This window comes from Roseibium marinum (assembly GCF_002906165.1).
GTDB classification, from domain to species: Bacteria; Pseudomonadota; Alphaproteobacteria; order Rhizobiales; family Stappiaceae; genus Roseibium; species Roseibium marinum.
On sequence record NZ_PPCN01000013.1, the window covers coordinates 128,921 to 149,922 of the forward strand.

General features: G+C 62.4%; 21 protein-coding genes. 9 read left to right on the forward strand and 12 right to left on the reverse strand.

Annotated elements, in window-relative coordinates:
- Nucleotides 1-21: 21 nt before the first annotated feature.
- The 3 genes from CLV41_RS23390 to CLV41_RS23400 form a co-directional block, all read right to left on the reverse strand.
- Nucleotides 22-870 carry a carbohydrate ABC transporter permease gene (locus tag CLV41_RS23390; RefSeq protein ID WP_103224893.1) on the reverse strand — a complete coding sequence of 283 codons (849 nt, stop codon included), beginning with the start codon at nucleotides 868-870 and terminating at the stop codon, nucleotides 22-24.
- Between the two features lies 1 nt (nucleotide 871).
- Nucleotides 872-1,789, reverse strand: coding sequence for a carbohydrate ABC transporter permease (locus CLV41_RS23395; RefSeq protein ID WP_103224894.1), 918 nt, complete (start codon nucleotides 1,787-1,789; stop codon nucleotides 872-874).
- 88 nt (nucleotides 1,790-1,877) lie between these two features.
- Nucleotides 1,878-3,137 (reverse strand): ABC transporter substrate-binding protein, encoded by a 1,260-nt coding sequence (locus CLV41_RS23400; protein WP_103224895.1) that lies wholly within the window; start codon nucleotides 3,135-3,137, stop codon nucleotides 1,878-1,880.
- A 118-nt stretch (nucleotides 3,138-3,255) separates the two neighbouring features.
- Between CLV41_RS23400 and CLV41_RS23405 the strand changes: the two genes are divergently transcribed.
- From CLV41_RS23405 to CLV41_RS23440, 8 genes are all read left to right on the forward strand, one after another.
- Entirely contained in the window at nucleotides 3,256-4,068 is an 813-nt protein-coding gene (locus tag CLV41_RS23405; protein ID WP_208987695.1) for an IclR family transcriptional regulator, read from the forward strand.
- 25 nt (nucleotides 4,069-4,093) lie between these two features.
- Nucleotides 4,094-5,155, forward strand: coding sequence for an ABC transporter ATP-binding protein (locus tag CLV41_RS23410; protein WP_103224897.1), 1,062 nt, complete (start codon nucleotides 4,094-4,096; stop codon nucleotides 5,153-5,155).
- A 690-nt stretch (nucleotides 5,156-5,845) separates the two neighbouring features.
- Nucleotides 5,846-7,042: a substrate-binding domain-containing protein gene (locus tag CLV41_RS23415; RefSeq protein WP_103224898.1), complete on the forward strand. Its 1,197-nt coding sequence runs from the start codon at nucleotides 5,846-5,848 to the stop codon at nucleotides 7,040-7,042.
- An 832-nt stretch (nucleotides 7,043-7,874) separates the two neighbouring features.
- Nucleotides 7,875-8,675 (forward strand): ABC transporter ATP-binding protein, encoded by an 801-nt coding sequence (locus CLV41_RS23420; protein ID WP_103224946.1) that lies wholly within the window; start codon nucleotides 7,875-7,877, stop codon nucleotides 8,673-8,675.
- Nucleotides 8,675-9,400 (forward strand): ABC transporter ATP-binding protein, encoded by a 726-nt coding sequence (locus CLV41_RS23425; protein WP_103224899.1) that lies wholly within the window; start codon nucleotides 8,675-8,677, stop codon nucleotides 9,398-9,400. The genes CLV41_RS23420 and CLV41_RS23425 overlap by 1 nt, the downstream gene beginning before the upstream one ends.
- On the forward strand, nucleotides 9,397-10,425 hold the full coding sequence (locus CLV41_RS23430; protein WP_103224900.1) for a branched-chain amino acid ABC transporter permease: 1,029 nt from the start codon (nucleotides 9,397-9,399) through the stop codon (nucleotides 10,423-10,425). Before CLV41_RS23425 ends, CLV41_RS23430 begins: the two co-directional genes overlap by 4 nt.
- A gap of 7 nt (nucleotides 10,426-10,432) precedes the next feature.
- Nucleotides 10,433-11,494: a branched-chain amino acid ABC transporter permease gene (locus tag CLV41_RS23435; RefSeq protein ID WP_103224901.1), complete on the forward strand. Its 1,062-nt coding sequence runs from the start codon at nucleotides 10,433-10,435 to the stop codon at nucleotides 11,492-11,494.
- Entirely contained in the window at nucleotides 11,491-12,285 is a 795-nt protein-coding gene (locus tag CLV41_RS23440) for an alpha/beta fold hydrolase (protein WP_208987697.1), read from the forward strand. Before CLV41_RS23435 ends, CLV41_RS23440 begins: the two co-directional genes overlap by 4 nt.
- Nucleotides 12,286-12,313: 28 nt before the next feature.
- On the opposite strand, the gene CLV41_RS23445 is transcribed toward CLV41_RS23440, so the two are convergent.
- From CLV41_RS23445 to hemA, 9 genes are all read right to left on the reverse strand, one after another.
- Nucleotides 12,314-12,559 carry a hypothetical protein gene (locus CLV41_RS23445; RefSeq protein WP_103224903.1) on the reverse strand — a complete coding sequence of 82 codons (246 nt, stop codon included), beginning with the start codon at nucleotides 12,557-12,559 and terminating at the stop codon, nucleotides 12,314-12,316.
- Nucleotides 12,556-13,317: a hypothetical protein gene (locus tag CLV41_RS23450; RefSeq protein WP_103224904.1), complete on the reverse strand. Its 762-nt coding sequence runs from the start codon at nucleotides 13,315-13,317 to the stop codon at nucleotides 12,556-12,558. The genes CLV41_RS23445 and CLV41_RS23450 overlap by 4 nt, the downstream gene beginning before the upstream one ends.
- Nucleotides 13,314-14,381, reverse strand: coding sequence for a Rieske 2Fe-2S domain-containing protein (locus tag CLV41_RS23455; protein ID WP_103224905.1), 1,068 nt, complete (start codon nucleotides 14,379-14,381; stop codon nucleotides 13,314-13,316). Before CLV41_RS23455 ends, CLV41_RS23450 begins: the two co-directional genes overlap by 4 nt.
- Nucleotides 14,378-14,548, reverse strand: coding sequence for a hypothetical protein (locus CLV41_RS27875; protein ID WP_170107299.1), 171 nt, complete (start codon nucleotides 14,546-14,548; stop codon nucleotides 14,378-14,380). The genes CLV41_RS23455 and CLV41_RS27875 overlap by 4 nt, the downstream gene beginning before the upstream one ends.
- Entirely contained in the window at nucleotides 14,545-14,781 is a 237-nt protein-coding gene (locus CLV41_RS23460; RefSeq protein WP_103224906.1) for a hypothetical protein, read from the reverse strand. Before CLV41_RS23460 ends, CLV41_RS27875 begins: the two co-directional genes overlap by 4 nt.
- Before the next feature lie 28 nt (nucleotides 14,782-14,809).
- A complete protein-coding gene (locus CLV41_RS23465; RefSeq protein ID WP_103224907.1) occupies nucleotides 14,810-16,420 on the reverse strand; it encodes a glutamate synthase-related protein in 1,611 nt (536 codons plus the stop codon).
- A gap of 47 nt (nucleotides 16,421-16,467) precedes the next feature.
- The gene (locus CLV41_RS23470) at nucleotides 16,468-17,721 is read right to left on the reverse strand and encodes a cation:proton antiporter domain-containing protein (RefSeq protein ID WP_103224908.1); all 1,254 of its coding nucleotides are present in this window, start codon (nucleotides 17,719-17,721) and stop codon (nucleotides 16,468-16,470) included.
- Between the two features lie 105 nt (nucleotides 17,722-17,826).
- On the reverse strand, nucleotides 17,827-18,561 hold the full coding sequence (locus CLV41_RS23475) for a DUF1194 domain-containing protein (RefSeq protein ID WP_103224909.1): 735 nt from the start codon (nucleotides 18,559-18,561) through the stop codon (nucleotides 17,827-17,829).
- 250 nt (nucleotides 18,562-18,811) lie between these two features.
- On the reverse strand, nucleotides 18,812-20,029 hold the full coding sequence (gene hemA / locus CLV41_RS23480; protein ID WP_103224910.1) for a 5-aminolevulinate synthase: 1,218 nt from the start codon (nucleotides 20,027-20,029) through the stop codon (nucleotides 18,812-18,814).
- 342 nt (nucleotides 20,030-20,371) lie between these two features.
- Here hemA and CLV41_RS23485 point away from each other — a divergent pair, with 342 nt between their 5' ends.
- Nucleotides 20,372-20,998, forward strand: coding sequence for a TetR/AcrR family transcriptional regulator (locus CLV41_RS23485; RefSeq protein WP_235867230.1), 627 nt, complete (start codon nucleotides 20,372-20,374; stop codon nucleotides 20,996-20,998).
- Nucleotides 20,999-21,002: the final 4 nt, after the last annotated feature.

Here is a 21,002-nt window from a genome sequence, read left to right on the forward strand (position 1 = left end):
GGCGAACTGGTTGCGGGCAGGTCATTTGACGGCTCCGAGGGTCAGGCCGGCGATGAAGTGGCGCTGCATCAGGAAGAACATCGCGACCGGCGGCAGGGCGGCGACGATGGAGCCGGCGCTCATCAGGTGGTAGGCGGCGCGGTACTGGGAATTGAAGGAGGTGATGCCCGCCGTCACCGGCTGGCTCTCGACACCCTGGGTCAGAACAATCGCCCAGAAATAGTCGTTCCAGATGAAGGTGAAGATCAGCACGGAAAGCGCGGCGATGGCCGGTTTCATCAGCGGCAGGACGACATACCAGAAGATCCGCCATTCAGCGACGCCCTCCACGCGGGCGGCCTCGATCAGCTCAAAGGGAAGCGCGCGGATGAAATTGCGCATGAACAGCGTGCAGAAGCCCGTCTGGAAGGCGATGTGGAACAGCACCAGGCCGGTGATGGTGTTGTAGAGGCCCATCTGCAGGGTGAGATCGCGCACGGGCACCATCAGGATCTGGAACGGCACGAAGTTGCCGGCCACGAACATGAAGAAGATCCAGATGTTGGCCTTGAACTTGTAGACGCCGAGGGCGAAGCCGGTCATGCAGGACAGTGTCACCGCGCCGATCACCGTGGGAATGGTGATCTTGAACGAGTTCAGCAGATATTGCGGCATGTCCGATCCGGTGAACACCAGCGCGTAGTTGGTGAAGCCCTCGAAGGACGACGGCCAGCCCCAGTAGTTGGCGTTGGCGAAATCGCTGTCCGGTTTGACGGAGAAGATCGCCACCGCGATCAGCGGCAGCAGCCACAGGATCAGCGCCAGCGGCAGCAGGGTCTGGTAGCTGATCCGCCAGGTGCGCGAGGTGCGTTCTATCGGTGTGGGAAACATCTCAGCGCGCCCTTTCTTCCTTGTACATCGACCACAGGAAATAGGCGATGAAGGCCAGCATGATCATGAACAGCACCACCGCGATGGCCGCGCCGTAGCCCATGCGGAAGCCGTATTCGGACAGCGCCACCTCGAACATGTAGAAGCTGAGAACCCGGCTGGCGCCGAAGGGGCCGCCGTTGGTCATGACCGAGATCAGGTCGAAGGAGCGCAGCGCGCCGATGATGGTCACCACGAAGGCGATGAAGGTGGCGGGGCGGAGTTGCGGCACGATGATGTACCACAGCATGCGCCAGCCCTTCGCGCCGTCGAGGCGTCCGGCTTCGATCTGCTCCGGATCGACGGCATTGAGGCCGGTGAGATAGAGGATCATGCAATAGGCGGTCTGCGGCCACAGGCCGGCGACGATGATGCCGACGGTGACCCAGTTCTCGTCGCCGAGCACGTTCATCGGCGGCAGGCCGACCGCGCCCAGCAGCACGTTGAGAATGCCGAAGGTCGGATCGTAGAACCAGGTGAACACCAGGCCGACGACGACCTGGGAAATCACGAAGGGGAAAAAGAAAAGCGACTTGTAGAGCCGGATGCCGGTCACGGTCTGATTCAGGAACAGCGCGATGAAAAGCCCCGCGGGAATGGCGGCGAGATACAGAACCAGCCAAATGACGTTGTTCTTCAGCGAGGTGTAGAAGGCCTCGTCCCAGTAGAGCTCTTCGTAATTGTAGGTGCCGACAAATTCCGCCTGACCCAGCCCGTCCCACTCGTAGAGCGAGAGGTTGAAGGACTGGAAGATCGGAAAGATCACGTAAAACAGGAAAAACAGAATTCCCGGAGCCAGGAACAGCCAGGGGGTGAGCCGTTGCTGGTTCCGGTGCCACCAGGAGTTCTGCCGCGATGCGGCGACGGACGCTTGGGCCATGTCGGGGCTCTTCGTGAGGGGCGGACGGAGGCTTCGAAAGCCGGACAGGGTGCGGTCGCACCCTGTCCGGCTCCGGGTCGGACGAGCCCTATTTGTTGATGCGCTCGCGGGCACGGTCCAGACGGGCCAGGATCTTGTCCAGGTTGTCCGGCTTGACCATGAATTCCTGCAGGCCTTCCATGGCGATCTTGGCCATTTCGGCCGGCGCGTCGCGGTCGAAGAACTGGGCGACGCCGCCCGGGGAGTTGGTGGACAGCATCTCGAAGCCCTGCTCGAGGAACTTGTCATTGTCGACCGACGACTTGGCGTTCACCGGCAGCTGGCCGAGATGCTTGCCGTCGTTGATCCAGGTCTGGACCTCCGGGGAGACCACGAATTTCAGGAATTCGCGGGCCGCTTCCTTGTTCTGCGCCTTGGACGGAATGTGGAACGTATCCGTCGGGGCGTCTTCCGCCTTCTCGACGCCCGGCGTGATTTCGACAAACTGGTAGAAATCGATCTGGTCGTCGGTAAGACCCGCATCGCGCAGCGGCGCGACGGCGAAGTTGCCCATCAGGTAGGCGGCGGCATCGCCCTTGACCATGAACGGCAGGGCTTCCTGCCAGCTGTAGGTCTGGTGGTTGTCGATGAAGGCGCCCATGTCGATGAGTTCACGCCAGTTGGCGAAGGTCTTGCGGACTTCGTCGGACTGCCAGGAGGCCTTGCCGGTCAGCAGGTCCATGTGAAAGTCGAAGCCGTTGGTGCGCATGTTCAGGTAGTCGAACCAGCCGCCGGCGGTCCACAGGAACTTGGTGCCGATGGTGTAGCACTTCTTGCCGGCGTCGAGGATCTTCTGGCAGTTGGCCTTTTCCTCTTCCCAGGTGGCGGGTTCGCTCAGGCCCAGCTCGTCGAAGATATCCTTCCGGTAATAGACGCCCCACTGATAGTAGGTGTAGGGCACGCCCCACTGCTTGCCGTCGATGGTCAGCGCGCCTTTGGTGGAGGCGAGATTTTCGGCGATTGCCGGTTCCGCCCACAGATCTGAAACGTCCTCGAAGAGACCCGCTTCCACATAGGGACGCATGCGGTTGGCCGCGTACCAGTTGGCCACATCCGGCGCGTTTGCCGTCAGGAAGTTGCGGATCTGGGTCTTGTAGGCTTCCCGGTCGATCACCGTCGTTTCAATGGTGAGATCCGGGTTCTTTTCGCCAAATTGGGCGATCATCTCTTCCATGGTCGCGCGCGGCGCCGGATTGGATGTGTCCAGAAAGATCTTCAGATTGCCTGTCAGTCCGTCGGCGGATGCTCCGCCCAGTGTCGCGGCCAGAACGGCAATCGCCGCCGCGGAGGTCTTCAGTATGGAACGCATGATGTCCTCCCTAGTTGTTCCATTATTTGAAACTTAGTTTTGTATATTGATACTTTGCTGCGGGCGGGTTAGGTTGTCAACCGGTCCGGCGCAAAGAAACGGACGAATGGAGGAATGCGTGAACAAGCAGGCAAGTCCCGCGAGTGGAAGCCGAAGCGGAAGTGCAGGCGCGGACGGAACGGTCGGCAAGGCACTCGAGGTGCTGGACAAGGTCGCGTCCGTGGGCCGGCCTGTGCGGTTTTCCGAACTGCTGGCGGACAGTCCGCATCCCAAGGCAACGCTTTACCGCCTGCTTCAAACCCTGGTGAGCCAGGCCATGCTGGCCTATGACGACCGGCACCAGACCTATACGCTCGGCATGCGCCTGGTGCGGCTCGCGCATGTCGCCTGGCGGCAGAGTTCGATCGCGCCGATTGCCCGTCCTTTCCTGAATGCCCTGGCCGAACAGGCCGGTGAAACCGTTCACCTGGCGCAGCTGGACAGCGGGCAGGTGCTTTATGTCGACAAGCGCAATGCCGCCAGCCCCATCGACATGTTTTCGCAGGCCGGCAAGGTCGGTCCGGCCTATTGCACCGGCGTCGGCAAGGCGCTGATGGCCTTCATCGATCCGGCCGAGCTGGATCATGTCATCCGCAAGCAGTCCTTCTACCGTTACACCCCCGCGACGCTGGGCAACGAGGCCGAGCTGCGGGCGGAGCTTGCGGAAATCCGGCGGGCGGGTGTGGCCTTCGACCGGGAGGAGCACGAACCCGGCATCGTCTGCATCGCCGCGCCTATCCTTTCCGCCGGCGGGCGGCCGGTTGGGGCGCTGTCCATCACAACGACCACAGGGCGGAAAACTCTGGAGGAGCTGACGGCGATGCGCCCGGCGCTTCTGGAAACCGCGTCCAGCATCGCGAAGGCTGTCGAGGACTGGCAGTTCCCCGCCTGAACATTTCCCAGGGAGATAGACATTCATGTCCGGCGTCACACTGAACAAGGCCGTCAAGAAATACGGCGACATGCAGGTCATCCACGGGGTGGATCTTGAGATCGACGACGGCGAGTTCTGCGTCTTCGTCGGGCCGTCGGGCTGCGGAAAGTCGACGCTGCTGCGCATGATCGCCGGTCTTGAGGAAACCACTTCGGGAGAGATCGGCATCGGCGGCCGGGACGTAACAAAAATGGACCCGGCGGAGCGCGGCATCGCCATGGTGTTCCAGACCTACGCGCTTTACCCGCATATGAGCGTGGAAGAAAACATGGGCTTCGGCCTGAAGATGAACGGTGTTCCCAAGGCGGAGATCGCCGCCAAGGTCGCCGAGGCCAGCCGTATCCTGCAGCTCGACCCCTACCTGAAGCGTAAGCCGAAGGCGCTGTCCGGCGGCCAGCGCCAGCGCGTTGCCATCGGCCGCGCCATCGTGCGCGGCCCGGAAGTGTTCCTCTTCGACGAGCCGCTCTCCAACCTGGACGCCGAGCTGCGCGTTGACATGCGCGTGGAGATCGCCCGCCTGCACAAGGATATCGGCGCGACGATGATCTACGTCACCCACGACCAGGTCGAGGCGATGACGCTGGCCGACAAGATCGTCGTGCTGCGCGGTGGCCGGATCGAACAGGTCGGCTCGCCGATGCGGCTCTATTCCGACCCGGACAACCGCTTCGTCGCCGGCTTCATCGGCTCGCCCAGCATGAATTTCGTCGAAGGCATCGCCGGCGATGGCGCGGTCACCATCGCCGCCTTCGGCGGCATCACCGTCCCGGTCTCCGTCGCCCTGCCCGCAAAGGGCAAAAAAGTCCTCGTCGGCCTCCGTCCCCAGCACCTCAACATCACCCCGGCCGCAGACGGCGCCCGCGTTGACCTGTGCGAACAACTCGGCGGTGTTGCGTATTCCTATCTCGTCTGCCCGACGGGAGAGCGGGTGATCGTCGAGACCAAGGGCGAGGAGACTCCGGTTTCGGAAGGCACGGTTGCCGTCAGCTTCGATCCGGCGGCGGCGTTGTTTTTCGATGCGGAGACGGAGGGAAGGTTGCGGTGAGGGGGATGCTGCACTGGTCTGAAAGTACCCCCGTGTCCCTCATTCCGGACAAGTGAGGCGCAGCCGAGCGCTGATCCGGAATCCAGACATATTTCGCGCTGAAGGCGCGGCCTTTTCTACAGAATGAGTTCGCTTCGCTCACGCTGATGCGCTGGATCCCGGATCGGCGTGCAGCGTTCGCTGCACTTGTCCGGGACGGCGCTGTGGAGGGGCAGGCGGTGGAATGGGTTGCGGACGCGCCACTCCCGAGGCGGTCATCCCCGGCTTGACCGGGGATCCATTCCACCTTGCCGCTTGCCGTTGAGCCGAATGGGGCGCCGCCGTTTCGGCAATGCCATGCCTCTTGCCGGTCTCTCTGGAAATGATTGGATCCCCGGTCGCGCTGCGCTTGCCGGGGATGACCGCCGAGGGGAGAAGCGCTGCCTTCGGGGATGCTCAAGGAGGGCGTTGATGGTAGTATCGGCGTAGACGGGCCATCCGGCGATGCCCGGGAGTCGGTCGCCGGCGCTTGTCCGCAGCGGCCGGTAAGTTCCGAAAACCCGGCGTGGCGGTATTCTTTCCTCTCTTGACATGAATACTGATTCAGGTTTCATATATAGCCCGGCGCCAGGCAATGTGGCGGCTCTTGTCAGGCTGTGGGAGTAGCCTGATACTGTGGGCCGGGTCTCGCGCCCATCGGGAGGAAAAATCATGATGAAATGCGTTATACGCCGGGCAGTGCCGTTGATGGCTGCCGTTGGCCTGACGGCCGCAGGCGCTGCGGGTGCCCTGGCTGAAGATATCAAGATCGCCCATGTTTACGGCCAGACCGGCGCGCTGGAGGCCTACGCCAAGCAGTCGCATACCGGGCTGATGATGGGGCTGGAATATGCAACCGACGGGACGATGGAAGTGGACGGCCGCAGGATCGTGGTCATCGAGAAGGACACGCAGCTGAAGCCGGATATCGGCAAGGCCGTGCTGGCCGAAGCCTATGGCGACGATGAGGTCGATATCGCCGTCGGGCCGGTGTCCTCCGGCGTGGCGCTGGCCATGCTGCCGGTGGCCGAGGAATACGAGAAGCTGCTGATCGTGGAACCGGCGGTGGCCGACTCGATCACCGGCGAAAACTGGAACCGCTATGTCTTCCGGACCTCGCGCAATTCTTCCCAGGACGCCATCTCCAATGCGGTGGCGCTCGGTCAGGAAGGCGTGTCGATCGCGACCCTGGCGCAGGACTATGCCTTCGGCCGGGACGGCGTCGCCGCCTTCAAGGAAGCGCTGGAAGGCACCGGCGCCAAGCTGGTGTTCGAGGAATACGCGCCGACGGACACCAAGGATTTCACCGCCAACGCACAGCGTATCTTCGATGCCCTGAAGGATGAGCCGGGCCGCAAGTTCCTGTTCGTGATCTGGGCCGGCGGCGGCAATCCGATCAGCAAGATCAAGGCGATGGAGCCGGAGCGTTTCGGAGTGGAGATCGCCACCGGCGGCAACATCCTGGCGGCCATGAAGGCCTACAAGGAGCTGCCGGGCATGGAAGGGGCGACGTATTACTATTACGAGATCCCGAAAAACCCGGTGAACGATTGGCTGGTGTCCGAGCATCAGAAACGGTTCGACGCGCCGCCCGATTTCTTCACCGCTGGCGGCATGGCCGCGGGCATCGCCATCGTGGAGGCGATCCGCAAGGCCGGTTCGACGGACACCGAGGAGCTGATCGCGGCGATGGAGGGCATGGAATTCGAAACGCCGAAGGGCAAGATGGTGTTCCGGCCTGAGGACCATCAGGCGCTGCAGTCCATGTATCACTTCAAGATCCGCGTCGATCCGAAGGTCGAATGGGGCATTCCGGAACTGGTGCGCGAACTGAAGATCGAGGACATGGATATTCCGGTCCGCAACTAGGGGCTCGGCGGGTGCGGCTGGCAAGAGGCTTGCGGGACGCCTGTCAACCTGCTCCGTCATTGCAGGACCTGATCCTGCAATCCATGCCGATACCTTGTATATCAACGGGCGTGAGTTCGTGGCGCTGTATCGGCATGGATGCCATGGTCAAGCCATGGCATGACCAAGGTGAGGGTGGGGTGACCACAGGCAGATCCGACCACTCGCTTGCAGTGCAGCTGCATTCCAGGGCGGGATCGGCTCATACAGAGCGGCTTCAATCCGCCTGCTCTTTGGAAATGAGTAGGCCCGGGGTCTCGCTCCGCTCGCCCGGGGTGACAACAGTATGTGCGGCGACATCCCGGGCAAATGCGATAGCCCTGTCCGCTCATTGTGGGGAGACCTGGTGCCTGACGTGAGGTTTGGAAGGCTCCGTACCTTGCGACTTGTTCCCTTCTCCCCCCTTGAGGGAGAGATGTCCGTGAAACGGACAGAGGGGGGAAGCGGTGCGGCGTATTCGGGGGAGCTGAGTTGTGCGGAGAGGCTGGTACCCCCCTCTGTCAGCGGCGCTGACATCTCTCCCTCAAGAGGGGAGACTTGGTGCCACTGGCGAGGGGGATGACGCCTGAGAGTCTGGAGCCCCCTTTGAACGCATCCCATAGCGCATGCGAGAACCCTTGCAAGGACGGAGGCATTGTGATTGTCGCAAATGCGTTAGACACACTTGACGACATGCCGTTTGTTGCGTCTGCACTGAAACACCTGTCGACGGGCGACAGCTTTGCCGGTCAAATGCGATAGCGCTGTTTCCTCGAGCGCCGCGCCTTTCGTCCCTCTTGAACCTGGAAAGCCTATCGTGGCCAAGGAACATCCCATTCTGGAAACGCAGGACCTCACGATCCGCTTCGGCGGGCATGTGGCGGTCGATGGTGTGTCCGCGTCTTTCGAGCGGGGCAGCCTGACGGCCATCGTCGGGCCGAACGGCGCCGGGAAGACCACCTATTTCAACCTGATCTCCGGCCAGTTGACGGCCACCTCCGGAACGGTGCTGCTGAACGGCGAGGCGATCACGCGGATGTCCGTTCCCGAACGAACGGACAAGGGCATCGGCCGCGCCTTCCAGCTCACCAACCTGTTTCCGACATTGAGCGTGCGCGAGAATGTCCGCCTCGTGGCCCAGGCCAAGGCGCGCAAGGGGTTCGATCTGTTTTCAGTCGCCGAAAGTCATGTTGAGCTGCTGGAGCGGGCCGATCATGTGCTGGCGGAAGTGCGGCTGATCGACAAGGCGGAGCAGACCGTCGCCGCGCTGCCCCATGGCGACCAGCGCAAGCTGGAAGTGGCCCTGCTGATCGCCCTCGGCTCGCAGGTGCTGATGTTCGACGAGCCGACGGCGGGCATGAGCGTCGACGAGGTGCCGGTCATTCTCGATCTCATCCGCAAGCTGAAGAGCGATATGGACCGGACGATCCTGCTGGTCGAACACAAGATGGACGTGATCCGCTCGCTGGCCGACCGGATCATCGTCCTGCACAACGGCGCGCTGGTCGCCGATGGCGAACCCGCCGAGGTGATCGCGCTTCCCGTTGTGCAGGAAGCCTATCTCGGCAAGGCACCAAAATCGTCAGAAACACCAGAAGCTCCGGAGGCGGCATGATGGCGGATGCACTTCTTTCCCTGTCGGGCGTTCACACCCATATCGGCCCCTACCACATCCTGCAGGGGGTCGATCTGAAGGTTCCCGAAGGCGGCGTGACGGTGCTTCTGGGCCGTAACGGCGCCGGCAAGACCACCACCTTGCGCACCATCATGGGACTGTGGACCGCCAGCAAGGGCGATATCCGTTTCGACGATCACGTCATCACGCGGCTTGCCACCCCGGAGATCTCCCGGCGCGGCATCGCCCTGGTACCGGAAGACATGGGCATCTTCACGGATCTGACCGTAGCGGAAAACATGATCCTTGCGGCGGCCTCCGGGCCGATGGATGCCAAACGTCTCAGCTGGATCAAGGAGCTGTTCCCGCCCATCGGCACCTTCTGGAATTCCTCCGCCGGAACGCTTTCAGGCGGGCAGAAGCAGATGCTGTCGGTGGCGCGGGCGATCATCGAGCCGCGCCGGCTGATCCTGATCGACGAGCCGACCAAGGGTCTTGCCCCGGCGATCATCAAGGCGATGACCGATGCGCTGCGGGAGCTGAAGGAAACCGACACCACCATCCTGCTGGTGGAACAGAATTTCGCCATGGCGTCCAGCATCGGCGATACGGTCGCTGTGATGGATGACGGGCGCATCATCCATTCGGGCTCCATGAAGGAGCTGGCCGGAAACGCCGCCCTGCAGGAAAAACTGATGGGGCTGAGCCTGGAGGCACATCAATGAGTGAAGCGGCCATAAAACCCCGGATCGAGAAGATCCCCCTGAAGGAACAGATCTTCCAGAAGCTGCCGGTGTTTCTCGTGCCGATGCTGGCACTGGCCGGACTGATTGCCATCGGCAATCCGTCGAGCTGGCTGACGCTGACAGTCGCGGGACTGGCGATGGGAATGATGATCTTCATCATGGCCTCGGGTCTGACCGTCGTCTTCGGCCTGATGGACGTGATCAATTTCGGCCACGGGGCCTTTGTCGCCGTCGGTGCCTTTGTCGGCTTCACGGTGCTGGCCTGGCTGGCGGGCTGGACCGCGTCGCCGAGCGTGATGCTGAACCTTGCCGCCGTCTTGATCGCCATTCTGGCGGCCATGCTGATCACCGGCCTGCTCGGGCTGGCCTTCGAGCGCGTTATCGTCATGCCGGTCTATGGGGAACATCTGAAGCAGATCCTGGTGACCATGGGCGGGCTGATCGTCGCCCAGCAGATGATCTACGTTGTCTGGGGGCCGGACGAGCTGCATATTTCGCGCCCGCAAGCCCTGCAGGGGTCCTTCGTGATCGGCGAGGCGGCAATCGAGAAATACCGGCTGGTGGCGGTCGCTATCGGCCTGGTGCTGTTTGTGGCCATGCGCCATATTCTCAAGAAAACCAAAATCGGCCTTCTGGTGCGGGCCGGCGTGGAAAACGGCGAGATGGTCGAGGCGCTGGGTTACCGCATCCGCCGCCTGTTCCTGATCGTGTTCATGACCGGCTCTGCGCTTGCCGGTCTCGGCGGTGTCATGTGGGGGCTCTACCAGGAGACGATCACCGCGCATATGGGCTCGGAAATCATGGTGCTGGTGTTCATCGTGGTGATCATCGGCGGGCTCGGGTCCGTGGAAGGCTGTTTCATCGGAGCGATGCTGGTCGGGCTGCTGGCCAATTACACGGCCTTCCTGGCTCCGAAAGTTGCGCTGATCTCGACGATCGCGCTGATGGTGGTGATCCTGATGTGGCGGCCGCAGGGGCTTTATCCGGTGGTGAAGGCGAAGTGAGGGACCCATGCTGACCAGGCTTCTTTCCGGCGACACGCCACGCAGCGGGCTTTTGACCGCACTGCTTTTGATCGTGCTGATCTCGCTGGCCTTCGCGCCGTTTCTGTTTCCGGGCACCAGGTCGCTGGAAACGGCGGCGCGGATCTGCATCTTCATCGTGCTGGTGGCGAGCTACGATCTGCTGCTCGGCTATGCGGGCATTGTCTCCTTCGCCCATACGATGTTTTTCGGCATCGGCGCCTATGGCACCGCGCTGGCGCTGGCCTCGACGGGACCGTCCTACTGGTCGCTGATCTGGGGGACGGCGGCGGGGGCCGTTGTGGCGGCCGTCTTCGCGCTGGCCATCGGCCTGTTCTCGCTGCGCGTGAAGGCGATCTTTTTCGCCATGGTGACGCTGGCGGTGGCGAGCGCCTTCGCGGTATTCGTCTCGCAGATGTCCTGGCTGACCGGGGGCGAGGACGGGCTCAACTACAAGATACCGCGCGAGCTGACGCCCGCCTTCAAGCTGATCGACGAGAAGATCCTCGACGTGCGCATCAACGGCAAGCTGCTGGCCTATTATCTGGTGTTCTTCGTGTCCGCGATGCTGTTCCTGGTCATGCTGCGGATCGTCAATTCGCCCTTCGGGCGAACGCTGAAGGCGGTGCGCGACAATGCCTTCCGGGCGGAGGCCATCGGCTACCGGGTGGTGTGGTACCGGACAACGGCGACCATATTGTCCGCCGTGATGGCGGCGCTGGCCGGTTCGCTGCTGGCCATCTGGCTGCGCTATACCGGCCCGGCGACGACCCTCTCCATGGAGATCATGATCGACATTCTGCTGATGGTCGTGATAGGGGGAATGGGAACGCTCTACGGGGCGGTTCTGGGGGCAACCCTGTTCATTCTGGCACAGACCTATCTGCAGACGCTGATGGGTGTGGCGGCGGATGCCACCAGCGCGGTTCCGCTGTTTTCGACGCTTGTCGCGCCGGAACGCTGGCTGCTCTGGCTGGGTGTGCTGTTTATCTTGTCGGTTTACTTCTTTCCCTCCGGCATTGTCGGACGGCTTCGGGCGGGACGCGCGTGAGCGATCAACGACTGCATATACGCGACGAGGGAACAGGACGGCCCCTGGTGATGGTCCACGGATGGGCCTGTCCCGGCGACTTCTTTCATGCCCAGACTGACGCCCTCAGATCCCGCGCGCGCTGCATCGTTCCGGATCTTCCGGGCCACGGAAAAACCGCCGACCGGCTTCCCCTGACAATCGACTCCGCCGGCGATGCGATCCAGGCGTATCTCATCGAACACGATCTGAAGGATGTCGTCCTGTGCGGATGGTCAATGGGCGCGCTGGTGGTCTATTCCCTGCTTGAGCGCCATGGCGCGGAGCGGATTTCGAGTGTTGTCGCGATCGACATGTCGCCGAAAGCCGTGAACGACGCGGACTGGCAGCACGGGTCGCAAAACGGTCTCACCGCCGAGGTCAACGCGCTTGTTCTGGATAACATGATTGCCCAGTGGGCCGCATTTCCCGAGCAGGTCGCCAGGCAGATGTTCGCCGCGGGGCGGCCGGTGGACCCGGATCTGATGGCCTTCGCGCAGTCGGAGATCGCCAGGGGCAACCCGGTGCTGCTCAAAGCGATGTGGGCATCGCTCACCGATCAGGACTTTCGCGCGTTCCTGCGCGATTTTCCCGTGCCGCTGCATCTCGCCGTGGGCCTCCACAGCCAGCTTTACGGTCCGGGCATGTACCGCTGGCACGAGGAAAACGTCCCGGATCTCCATCTGCATGAATTCGCGAATTCCGGTCATTCTCCGCATTTGGAGGAGCCGGAGCGCTTCAATCGGCTTCTGACAGATCTTGTGACAGCCTGAGCTGAATTATTGCGCGGCGACACGGACCTCAGCGCTTTTTACCAAACCTCGACATTACGAACCCGACGATCCGGTCGAGGATCGACAGCACGACAAACACCGCCAGCAGGCCGATGAAAAACCGCATGTCGGTCAGCAGGGTGCCGGCGGCGAATGTTCCCGCGCCGATATTGGCATAGGTCCACACGCACCAGGCAAGCACTGCGAACGCCGCTGTCAGTACCAGGGAAATGAGGAGGATCCGCCAGGCACGTTGGATTGGTGGCTTGCTCATTTCAGAATCCTCGCTGTTGTCAGATCCGCCTTGAAGACCATCAGGTCGTCCAGCCGTTCGATGTCGCCCTCCACCTCGATATAGAGCGCCAGGAGGGGATCGATCTCGTCGCCGAGAAGATTGCCCTCGCTGTCCGCCATCAGGAAGAAGTTGCGTCCTTCGACAGGACCGGAGGAGACGAAGACCGGCGGAATGCCGCCGGTCAGGCAGAGGTCGGCGCAGGCCTTGTGGGCGAGACCCCGTCCGGGACGCATTGCGCCAGCATAACATTTGCCGTCGCAGATCTCGCCGGTCAGTTTCCAGCGGCCGAGGGGAACCGGGCCGGACGGGGTGAAACCAGTCATCTCCCCGTCAGCCGCCGTCACTTTTCCGACCTGGATCATGGTCAGGTCGCCGCGGTTGACCGGCACGCCGCGCAGGCTGACTGTCTTTTCCCTGTTGGCTTCGGCCGCATCGAAGGCACCGCGTTTGCCCTGGCCGGCGAGCATGTAGGTGCGGGCCGGTGTGTCGCCATCGGCAGGCACCCGGAAGACGGGATAGGGCCGCAGTTCCAGGAGGCCGGCCTGTTCGAACCGGTTTCCCCACTGGAAGCCGCCATTGCCCGGGTCGTTCTGCGTGGAGGACAGGGCAAGGGCCGCAAGACCCAGGCCGCCAATGAAGCAGACCGCAAAGACGGAAAGGAAAACCACGAGCGGTTTCGGCACCGCATTGAGATAGCCGACGAAGAAAGGGGCGGCCTTTGTCTGTCTCCAGCTCATGCGTCCGCTCCGATCACGATGGGGTCTACATGGGTTCCCGGCGGCAGGGCGTTGGGGTCAAGCAGAACGGTGGTGCCGATCAGCTTCAGCCGGTAGGTCGGGATTTTTTCGGTAAAGGGCGCCGGGGCGCGGCCATCGGCGAGATTGTACTGATAGCCGTGCCAGGGGCAGGTGATGCATCCCCACAGCACCTTGCCCTCGCCAAGCGGGCCGTTCTGATGGGCGCAGACATTGGTGACGGCGGAGAGCTTGCCGTCATATTTGAAGATCGCGACGCGTTCGCCGCCCTCGAGCGTCACGACCCTGGCGCAGTTGTTGTCGATGTCGCCGACCTCGCCGGCAACGACCCAGCCAGCGTCCTGCAGCGACGCTTTTGCGGTTTCTTCGCCGCGGTCCCGCCCGACTTCCATGCGGCCGGTGGCAAAGTGGAGGCCGCAGACCAGAACCACGCTTGCCGCGACGACGGCGGTGAATATCGGATCGCCCGGTCCCTGCAAGGCCCCTAGGGCGACATGCAGAACGATGAAGACGTAGGCCGCGTAGATGAGCATATGCAGCGCTTTCCAGAGCGGCGCACCCAGAAAGCTCAGCCAGAAATCATGGCTGGTTGCGGCCAGCACGAAGAGGATGAGAAGCGCGGCGATGCCGAAGGCCTCGAACGGAAATCCGAGCAACTGCGTGTAGCTGGTGTTGGAGGACAGCAGCGCGACATATTTGTCCGTTGGCGAGAAGTTGAAGTACCAGCCGAGCACGTAGTTGGCGTGAACGGCCGCGATGCCCGCCGTCATGACGCCAAAGTGGCGGCGGTTGTAGAGCAGCGGCAGAAAGCGCCGGTCGCGACGGGCCAGCGGCCCGATACACAGGATCACGGTCAGCATCAGAAAGGCGCAGCTGCCGAAGGCGCGCGTCCGCAGGATCGCGCCATCGACTGGTTTCGTGACATCCTCGAACGCCGGAGCGACGCGGATGAAGACATAGAGGTAGAGCGCCACCGCGATCAGCAGGACGGCGTCATAAAGGATCTTGTTACGGTTCCAGATGACCGGTGTGAACTGGACGCTCATTGAGGGACCTCCGCGCGGGTGCCGCCCGCCGGGGCTTCGATAAGCACGGCCGGCCGGCCGGCCGGCGGTGTCTGGCGGAGGGCGAGGATGGCGAAGAATGCAAGCGGCAGGAGCAGGCCGAGCACCCTCCAGATGCGGGCATGGGCGGTGCGGTGGGCGCGCTTCATCGGGCGTTCTCCTCTGGGTCCGCAGGCCCGTGCTTTTCAAGCACGTACCAGCGATAGAGCACCAGCGGCCAGATCAGGCAGATCCCGGGAATGAGCAGCGGCCGGAAGGCATAGGACCCGCGCGCGGAAGGCTCCACCCGGTCGAGGCCGATCACCAGAAACAGGGCGGCGGCAACGCCGCCGGCCATCAGGTAGGTGCGGCCGATATCGATCAGAATGGCTGCCGTCTGCATCGTGACCTCTCTTGAACCGCGCGATCGCTCACGTCATACCACCATAAGCGACACCGGAGAGATCCGCCATTTCCCGTTTCCAGGTGGTCAGATCCTCCGGATGGAACTGGTTGAGGTGCGAATGGCCGCAGGCGCGGGCCATCACCTGCATCAGCTCGACCGACGCCTGGAAGAAATTGGTGAGCTGGCGCGCGGATTTTTCGATCTGCAGTCGGTTCACCAGATGCGGTTTCTGGGTGGCGATGCCGACCGGGCAGTTGTTGGTGTGGCAGGCGCGCATGGCGATGCAGCCGATGGCCTGCATGGCCGAATTGGAAAGGGCGACCGCATCGGCCCCGAGCGCCAGCGCCTTGACGAAATCGGCCGGTTTGCGCAGGCCGCCGGTGATGATCAGCGTTACGTCGGAGCGGTCGAGCCTGTCCAGATGCCGCCGGGCGCGGGCGAGCGCCGGGATGGTTGGCACGGAGATGTTGTCGCGGAAGATGATGGGCGCGGCGCCTGTGCCGCCGCCACGGCCGTCGAGGATGATGTAATCGACGCCGACCTCCAGCGCCGCGTCGATGTCCTTTTCGATGTGCTGGGCGGAGAGCTTGTAGCCTATCGGTATGCCGCCCGTGCGGCCGCGCACCTCATCGGCGAAATCCCTTATCTGCGCGAGATCCGTCCAGTCGGGAAAGCGCGGCGGCGAGATCGCGTCCTCGCCTTCCTTGAGACCGCGCACTTCGGCGATCTTGCCCCGGACCTTGGAGCCGGGCAGGTGGCCGCCGGTGCCCGTCTTGGCGCCCTGGCCGCCCTTGAAGTGGAACGCCTGAACCCTGGCAACCTTGTCCCAGCCGAACCCGAACCGGGCCGAGGCGAGTTCATAGAAATAGCGGGCATTGGCTTTCTGTTCTTCCGGCAGCATACCGCCTTCGCCGGAACAGATCCCCGTGCCGGCGAGATCCGCGCCGCGCGCAAGGGCAATCTTGGCGGGTTCGGACAGGGCGCCGAAGCTCATGTCGGACACCATCAGAGGAATGTCCAGCCGCAGCGGCTTTTGCGCATTCGGTCCGATGACGATGTCGGTGCCGACCGGCTCTTCTTCCAGACACGGAAACCGCTGAAGCTGGGCGGTCAGGATCTGGATGTCGTCCCAGTCAGGCAGTTGAGCGCGCGGCACGCCCATCGCGTCGACCTTGCCGTGGTGGCCCGTTCGGGACAGGCCGTCGCGGGCATATTGCCGGATGAGGCCGTTATAGGGCTCTTCCTCGGTCCCGTGACTGGTGTCGGCATAAAGACCGAGATACTGCTCGCGGTCGAAAGGTTGCGGATTGTCCCTGGCCCAGGCGGCGATTTCGTCTTCGTCCACGAGAATATCATCGCCCTCGACCCAGCTGTGGAATTTCGGCAGGGCTTCGGAATTGTTGTATTCGGACACGCCGCTGTCCAGCCGGTAGTCCCAGTAATGCACGCCGCAAATCAGGTTATGACCATCCACATAGCCGTCGGACATCAACGCTCCGCGATGTAGGCAACGGCCGTAAAAGACGGAAATATCGTCGTCGAAGCGCACGACGACCAGATCGACATCCGCCACAAGCGCATGTTGCGGATCCCGGTCCGGTAAATCGCTCAGTTTCGTAATAACCTGTCTATTCATGTCTTCCCCCGGCTACCGGCGTCTCCGCCCTGGCTAAAAGCTGTCTTTCAGGATCGGTCCGTCGAAATTTCCGGACGCATGGGCGGGACGGTGGCCATCTCCGCGGCGCCGTCCCGCCCCGACATGCGGGCGCCGTATAATCTGGCCAGGGGCACCGCGGTAACCCCGTGAAGGACCGCGCTGATCCAGACCGCGTTGACAGCCAGGTTCAACAGAAGTTCACCGATTTTCTGATCGATCTGATCGACCACGAGCAGCGCGAAGAGCGCGGTGGCCAGACCGCGCGGACCGAACCAGCCGAAAAACAGCCTGGTGAGCGGCGCTGCGTCCGTTCCCGTCAGCGACAGCCACACGGCGAGCGGGCGCACGACGAACAGGCTGATCAGAATGATCGCCAGACTGGCGGCGTCCAGATGGAGAACAGCCTGTGGGACAAGCGCCAGCCCGATCAGAAAGAAGGCACCCCAGGAAAGCATCTGTCCTTCGCTTTCGGTGAATTCGTAAATGAAGGCGCATTGCCCCTTGATGACATTTCCGAAGAAAAGCCCGGCGACAAAGGAAGCGATGAAGCCGTTGCCGTCGACCGTGCCGGCGGCCAGATAGGCGCTTCCGGCCATGGCGATCGCGCCGATGCCTTCGATGGTATCCGTCGTCATGTCGCGCCGCTTGGCAGCCAGAAAAAGCACGCCGCCGACAGCGCCGATGACGCCGCCGACGAGGGGGCCGAAGACAAGCTGTTTCGCACCGAAGACCAGCCAGTCGGCCGAGCCCGGCTGCATCACCTCACCGGCAAGGCTGGCAAAGAGCAGGATGACGGGGAGGGCGAGGCCGTCGTTGAGCCCGCTTTCCAGCGTCAGGGCGCGGCGGACCCGCTCCGGTACGGCTTTGTTGGTGACCACGGCCAGGCCAAGGGCCGCGTCGGTCGGGGCCAGAAGCGCCGCGGCCAGCGCGGCGACGATCAGCGGCTCACCGGGCAGAAACGGAGCGGCTGCCAGGGTCCCTATCGCAATGGCAAGCGGCAGGCCGAAAGCGAGCATCCGCACAGGCCATTGGTGGCGTTTGCGCAAAATTTGCAGGTTGATCTGCGCGGCGTCGAGAAACAGCAGGACGATGAGCGCGATTTCGGCGACGATATTGAGAAGATGTTCAGCTTCGCCGAGCGGCATCAAGCCGGTCTGCGCCATCAGGTATCCAAAGCCGATATAGAGGATGGGCGCGGTCAGGATGCCTTTGGACAGGGTCCTGGCGATCAGCGTGTAACAGACCGTGAATATCGCCAGCATCAAAAGACCGGTGGCCATCAAATCTCTCCCAAAGCCCTCGGCGACATAAGGTCAGGCCGGCGACGCCAGCTCAAATCATAATCAGATGACGGTGACGTGTGGCAACCGTGAATTTCCTTAGGGTCACTTGAGCCGGGCAAGCTGCTTCAGGATTTGCTCCGCGTCACCGGGACGGGCTGCGATTTCCAGGATCAGTTTCTTGCGTACGGCGTCGGAAAAGGTTTCAGCGCTGTCAGCCGTCACCACGAAGGCCGCCGGACCGCCGATGATCTCGCGATAGAAACGCTCTTCCAGATCATAGGCGACCGGCCGTCCAGAGCAGTGGCGGCAGAGGACCGCGAGCCCGTTTATGACGATGCCGGAGGAAACGACCGTTTCCCGGGCTTCCGCGATTGTCGGGCCGTTCCAGTTGTTGGCGCTGTCGGCGGATAGATCGATGACACGGCGCAGGCCCTTGTGGGTATTGTTGTCGATCAGTTCCTTGCCCTTGAGGAGGGCGGCGCCAATGGCATTGCGTCCATAGGCGCGGCGCGGGGCTTCCATCAGCCGCGCGGCGAACTCCTCCGCAGAGGCCTTGCCGTCAATCACCGTCCACTCCACGACGACATCCTGGGAGAACATGTCCGCCCACTCGACATAGGTGACCGCGATCCTGCCATGGATGTTGCTGGTAATGGCATTGAGGACCGCCGGGTTCGTCACGGCTTCGGCGTAACCGGAGCGCTGGAAGCTGATTTCGGCGTCGTCAATCGAGCCGGTCGCGTCCGCGAGCAGAACGAGTTCGAGGTCTACTTCCTCGCAACGCGCCGGGGCTGCGAAAACCAGCAGGCAGGCAAGAACTGCAAAAACACTCCGCATCACGATCGGCTCCCTGCACGTTGGCGCAAAGGGCAGCTTGAGCCGAAAGCTTGAAAAGGAAAAGGCCGGGAGGTGCTTTTGTGTTCCGTCTTTGCAGATAAAACCGGCAAAGGCCGCATTCAGATCTGGAAACCAAGGGAATTTGGCGCTGGAAGTGTGGCGGTTTCAGACGGATTTTCCGGCGCGCAGCTTTCACTGCGCTTGTCCGGGATGACGTAAGCTGGACGAAAACTGTCCGGTGCGGAAGCGCTTACGCCACGGCGCGGGCGAGGGCGCATTGCGACCACAGGTCGTTGATCGCCTCGGCAAGATGTTCGATGTCCTGGGCCGTGTGCAGCGGTGTCGGGGTGAAGCGCAGGCGCTCGGTGCCGACCGGGACGGTCGGGTAGTTGATCGGCTGCACGTAGATGCCGTAGGTGTCCAGCAGGATGTCGGAAATCCATTTGCACTTCTTGGCATCGCCCACCATCACCGGAACGATGTGGCTCGGATTGTCCATGTGCGGAATTCCGCGCTTGTCCAGAGCGGCGCGCACCTGGGCGACCCGGTCCTTGTGCGCCTTGCGCTCGAACGGGCTGTCCTTCAGGTGCCGGATGGAGGCGGCGGCCCCGGCGGCAAGAGCCGGCGGCAGGGCCGTGGTGAAGATGAAGCCGGAGGCGAAGGAACGGATGAAATCGACCACCGTCCGGGAGCCGGTAATATAACCGCCCATCACGCCGAACGCCTTGCCGAGGGTGCCTTCGATAACGGTCAACCGGTCCATCAGGCCTTCGCGTTCGGCGACACCGCCGCCGCGCGGGCCATACATGCCGACCGCATGGACCTCGTCGAGATAGGTCATCGCACCGAACTTCTCGGCCACGTCGCAGATATCGCCGATCGGTCCGACGTCCCCATCCATGGAATAGACGCTCTCGAAGGCCACCAGCTTCGGGGCATCCGGGTCGTCCGCCGCCATCAGGCGTTCCAGGTCGGCGACGTCATTGTGTTTGAAAACGCGTTTTTCGCAGCGGGCATGACGGATGCCCTCGATCATCGATGCGTGGTTAAGGGCATCGGAATAAACGATCATGCCCGGAACCTGAGAGGCCAGGGTGCCGAGAGCGGCCCAGTTGGACACATAGCCGGAGGTGAAGATCAGCGCCGCTTCCTTGGCATGAAGATCGGCAAGTTCCTGCTCCAGCAGGACGTGATAATGATTGGTTCCGGAAATGTTGCGCGTCCCGCCCGCGCCCGCGCCGCATTTGGCGATGACCTCCTGCATGGCGCCGACGACCTTCGGGTTCTGACCCATGCCGAGATAATCGTTGGAGCACCAGACGGTCACGTCCTGGATCGAACCGTCTTCCCGGTACCGCGTGGCGCGCGGGAATTCGCCGGACTTGCGTTCCAGATCGGCGAATACCCTGTAATTGCCATTTTCGTGCAGTTGGCTCAGGCGCTCTTCCAGATACGCATTCACGTCCATGCTTCCGGTCCTCTTTATCGCCGCGCCTTCAGCGCTGCGCCTCTCTCCTGCCGCGCCGTCTGGCGTCGTCGCGGCCTCTCCGCTGTTCATATATAACAGCCAACTTATAGTTATTCAAAACTGCATTACCAGAGTCGTGTCGTTGATCAAGGTCAATTGGCGCGGGTGCGTCCAAACGCCATAGTCCATCTTCAAGATGGGAATTGCCCGGTTTGCATCCGGTTTCCGCCCGAAATCCGCCAATGAATCTCGATATAGAGCGAGTTCGGCAGAAGTTTCTTGCTTTCATTCATTATACATGAATACTGGTTCATGTTTCATGGAAATTGGGAGGATCCGGACGTGACGAAATCGGCCGGAGAGGTTAAGGCGCCGCAAAAGGCACCCGGCAACCAACCGAAAACGGCGCGCGGGGAAGCCACGCGAAAGGCAATTCTTTCCGCAGCGGAACGGGTCATCGGCGCAAAAGGATACAACGACGCGTCCATCGGCCATATTACCAGCGAAGCGGGTGTCGCCCAAGGCACGTTCTATATTTATTTCACCACCAAGGAGCAGGTCTTTTCCGAGCTGGTGCTGGAAATGGGCCGTCTCGTCCGCCACACGATCGCGGAGGCGACGCAAGGCATCGAAGACCGGCTGGAGGCCGAAAAGGCGGGCCTGACGGCGTTTCTCGAATTCGTCTGCGCTCATCCCGATCTTTACCGGATCGTTCAGGAAGCCCTTTTCGTCGATCCGCAAGCCTACCAGGAATATTATCAGACCTTCGCGGCCGGTTACCGAGCGGGCCTTGAGGCCGCGCAGGAGGCCGGTCAGATCTCCAAAGGTGACGCGGAGACCCGCGCCTGGGCCCTCATGGGCATCGGACGTACCCTGGGGGAGCAGCTTGTCGTCTTCAAGTCGGACAAGCCGATATCCGAGATCGTGGCCAGCGGCTACGACCTGATCGCCAACGGCATCAAACCGTGAGGCG

Coding starts and splice junctions, on each gene's coding strand:
- CLV41_RS23475 (WP_103224909.1), bottom strand. CDS start 18,561: ATGCGGAGTGTTTTTGCAGTTCTTGCCTGCCTGCTGGTTTTCGCAGCC.
- CLV41_RS27875 (WP_170107299.1), bottom strand. CDS start 14,548: ATGAAGCGCGCCCACCGCACCGCCCATGCCCGCATCTGGAGGGTGCTC.
- CLV41_RS23455 (WP_103224905.1), bottom strand. CDS start 14,381: ATGAGCGTCCAGTTCACACCGGTCATCTGGAACCGTAACAAGATCCTT.
- CLV41_RS23400 (WP_103224895.1), bottom strand. CDS start 3,137: ATGCGTTCCATACTGAAGACCTCCGCGGCGGCGATTGCCGTTCTGGCC.
- CLV41_RS23450 (WP_103224904.1), bottom strand. CDS start 13,317: ATGAGCTGGAGACAGACAAAGGCCGCCCCTTTCTTCGTCGGCTATCTC.
- CLV41_RS23395 (WP_103224894.1), bottom strand. CDS start 1,789: ATGGCCCAAGCGTCCGTCGCCGCATCGCGGCAGAACTCCTGGTGGCAC.
- CLV41_RS23435 (WP_103224901.1), top strand. CDS start 10,433: ATGCTGACCAGGCTTCTTTCCGGCGACACGCCACGCAGCGGGCTTTTG.
- CLV41_RS23430 (WP_103224900.1), top strand. CDS start 9,397: ATGAGTGAAGCGGCCATAAAACCCCGGATCGAGAAGATCCCCCTGAAG.
- CLV41_RS23445 (WP_103224903.1), bottom strand. CDS start 12,559: ATGAGCAAGCCACCAATCCAACGTGCCTGGCGGATCCTCCTCATTTCC.
- CLV41_RS23465 (WP_103224907.1), bottom strand. CDS start 16,420: ATGAATAGACAGGTTATTACGAAACTGAGCGATTTACCGGACCGGGAT.
- CLV41_RS23460 (WP_103224906.1), bottom strand. CDS start 14,781: ATGCAGACGGCAGCCATTCTGATCGATATCGGCCGCACCTACCTGATG.
- CLV41_RS23470 (WP_103224908.1), bottom strand. CDS start 17,721: ATGGCCACCGGTCTTTTGATGCTGGCGATATTCACGGTCTGTTACACG.
- hemA (WP_103224910.1), bottom strand. CDS start 20,029: ATGGACGTGAATGCGTATCTGGAAGAGCGCCTGAGCCAACTGCACGAA.
- CLV41_RS23425 (WP_103224899.1), top strand. CDS start 8,675: ATGGCGGATGCACTTCTTTCCCTGTCGGGCGTTCACACCCATATCGGC.
- CLV41_RS23410 (WP_103224897.1), top strand. CDS start 4,094: ATGTCCGGCGTCACACTGAACAAGGCCGTCAAGAAATACGGCGACATG.
- CLV41_RS23415 (WP_103224898.1), top strand. CDS start 5,846: ATGATGAAATGCGTTATACGCCGGGCAGTGCCGTTGATGGCTGCCGTT.
- CLV41_RS23390 (WP_103224893.1), bottom strand. CDS start 870: ATGTTTCCCACACCGATAGAACGCACCTCGCGCACCTGGCGGATCAGC.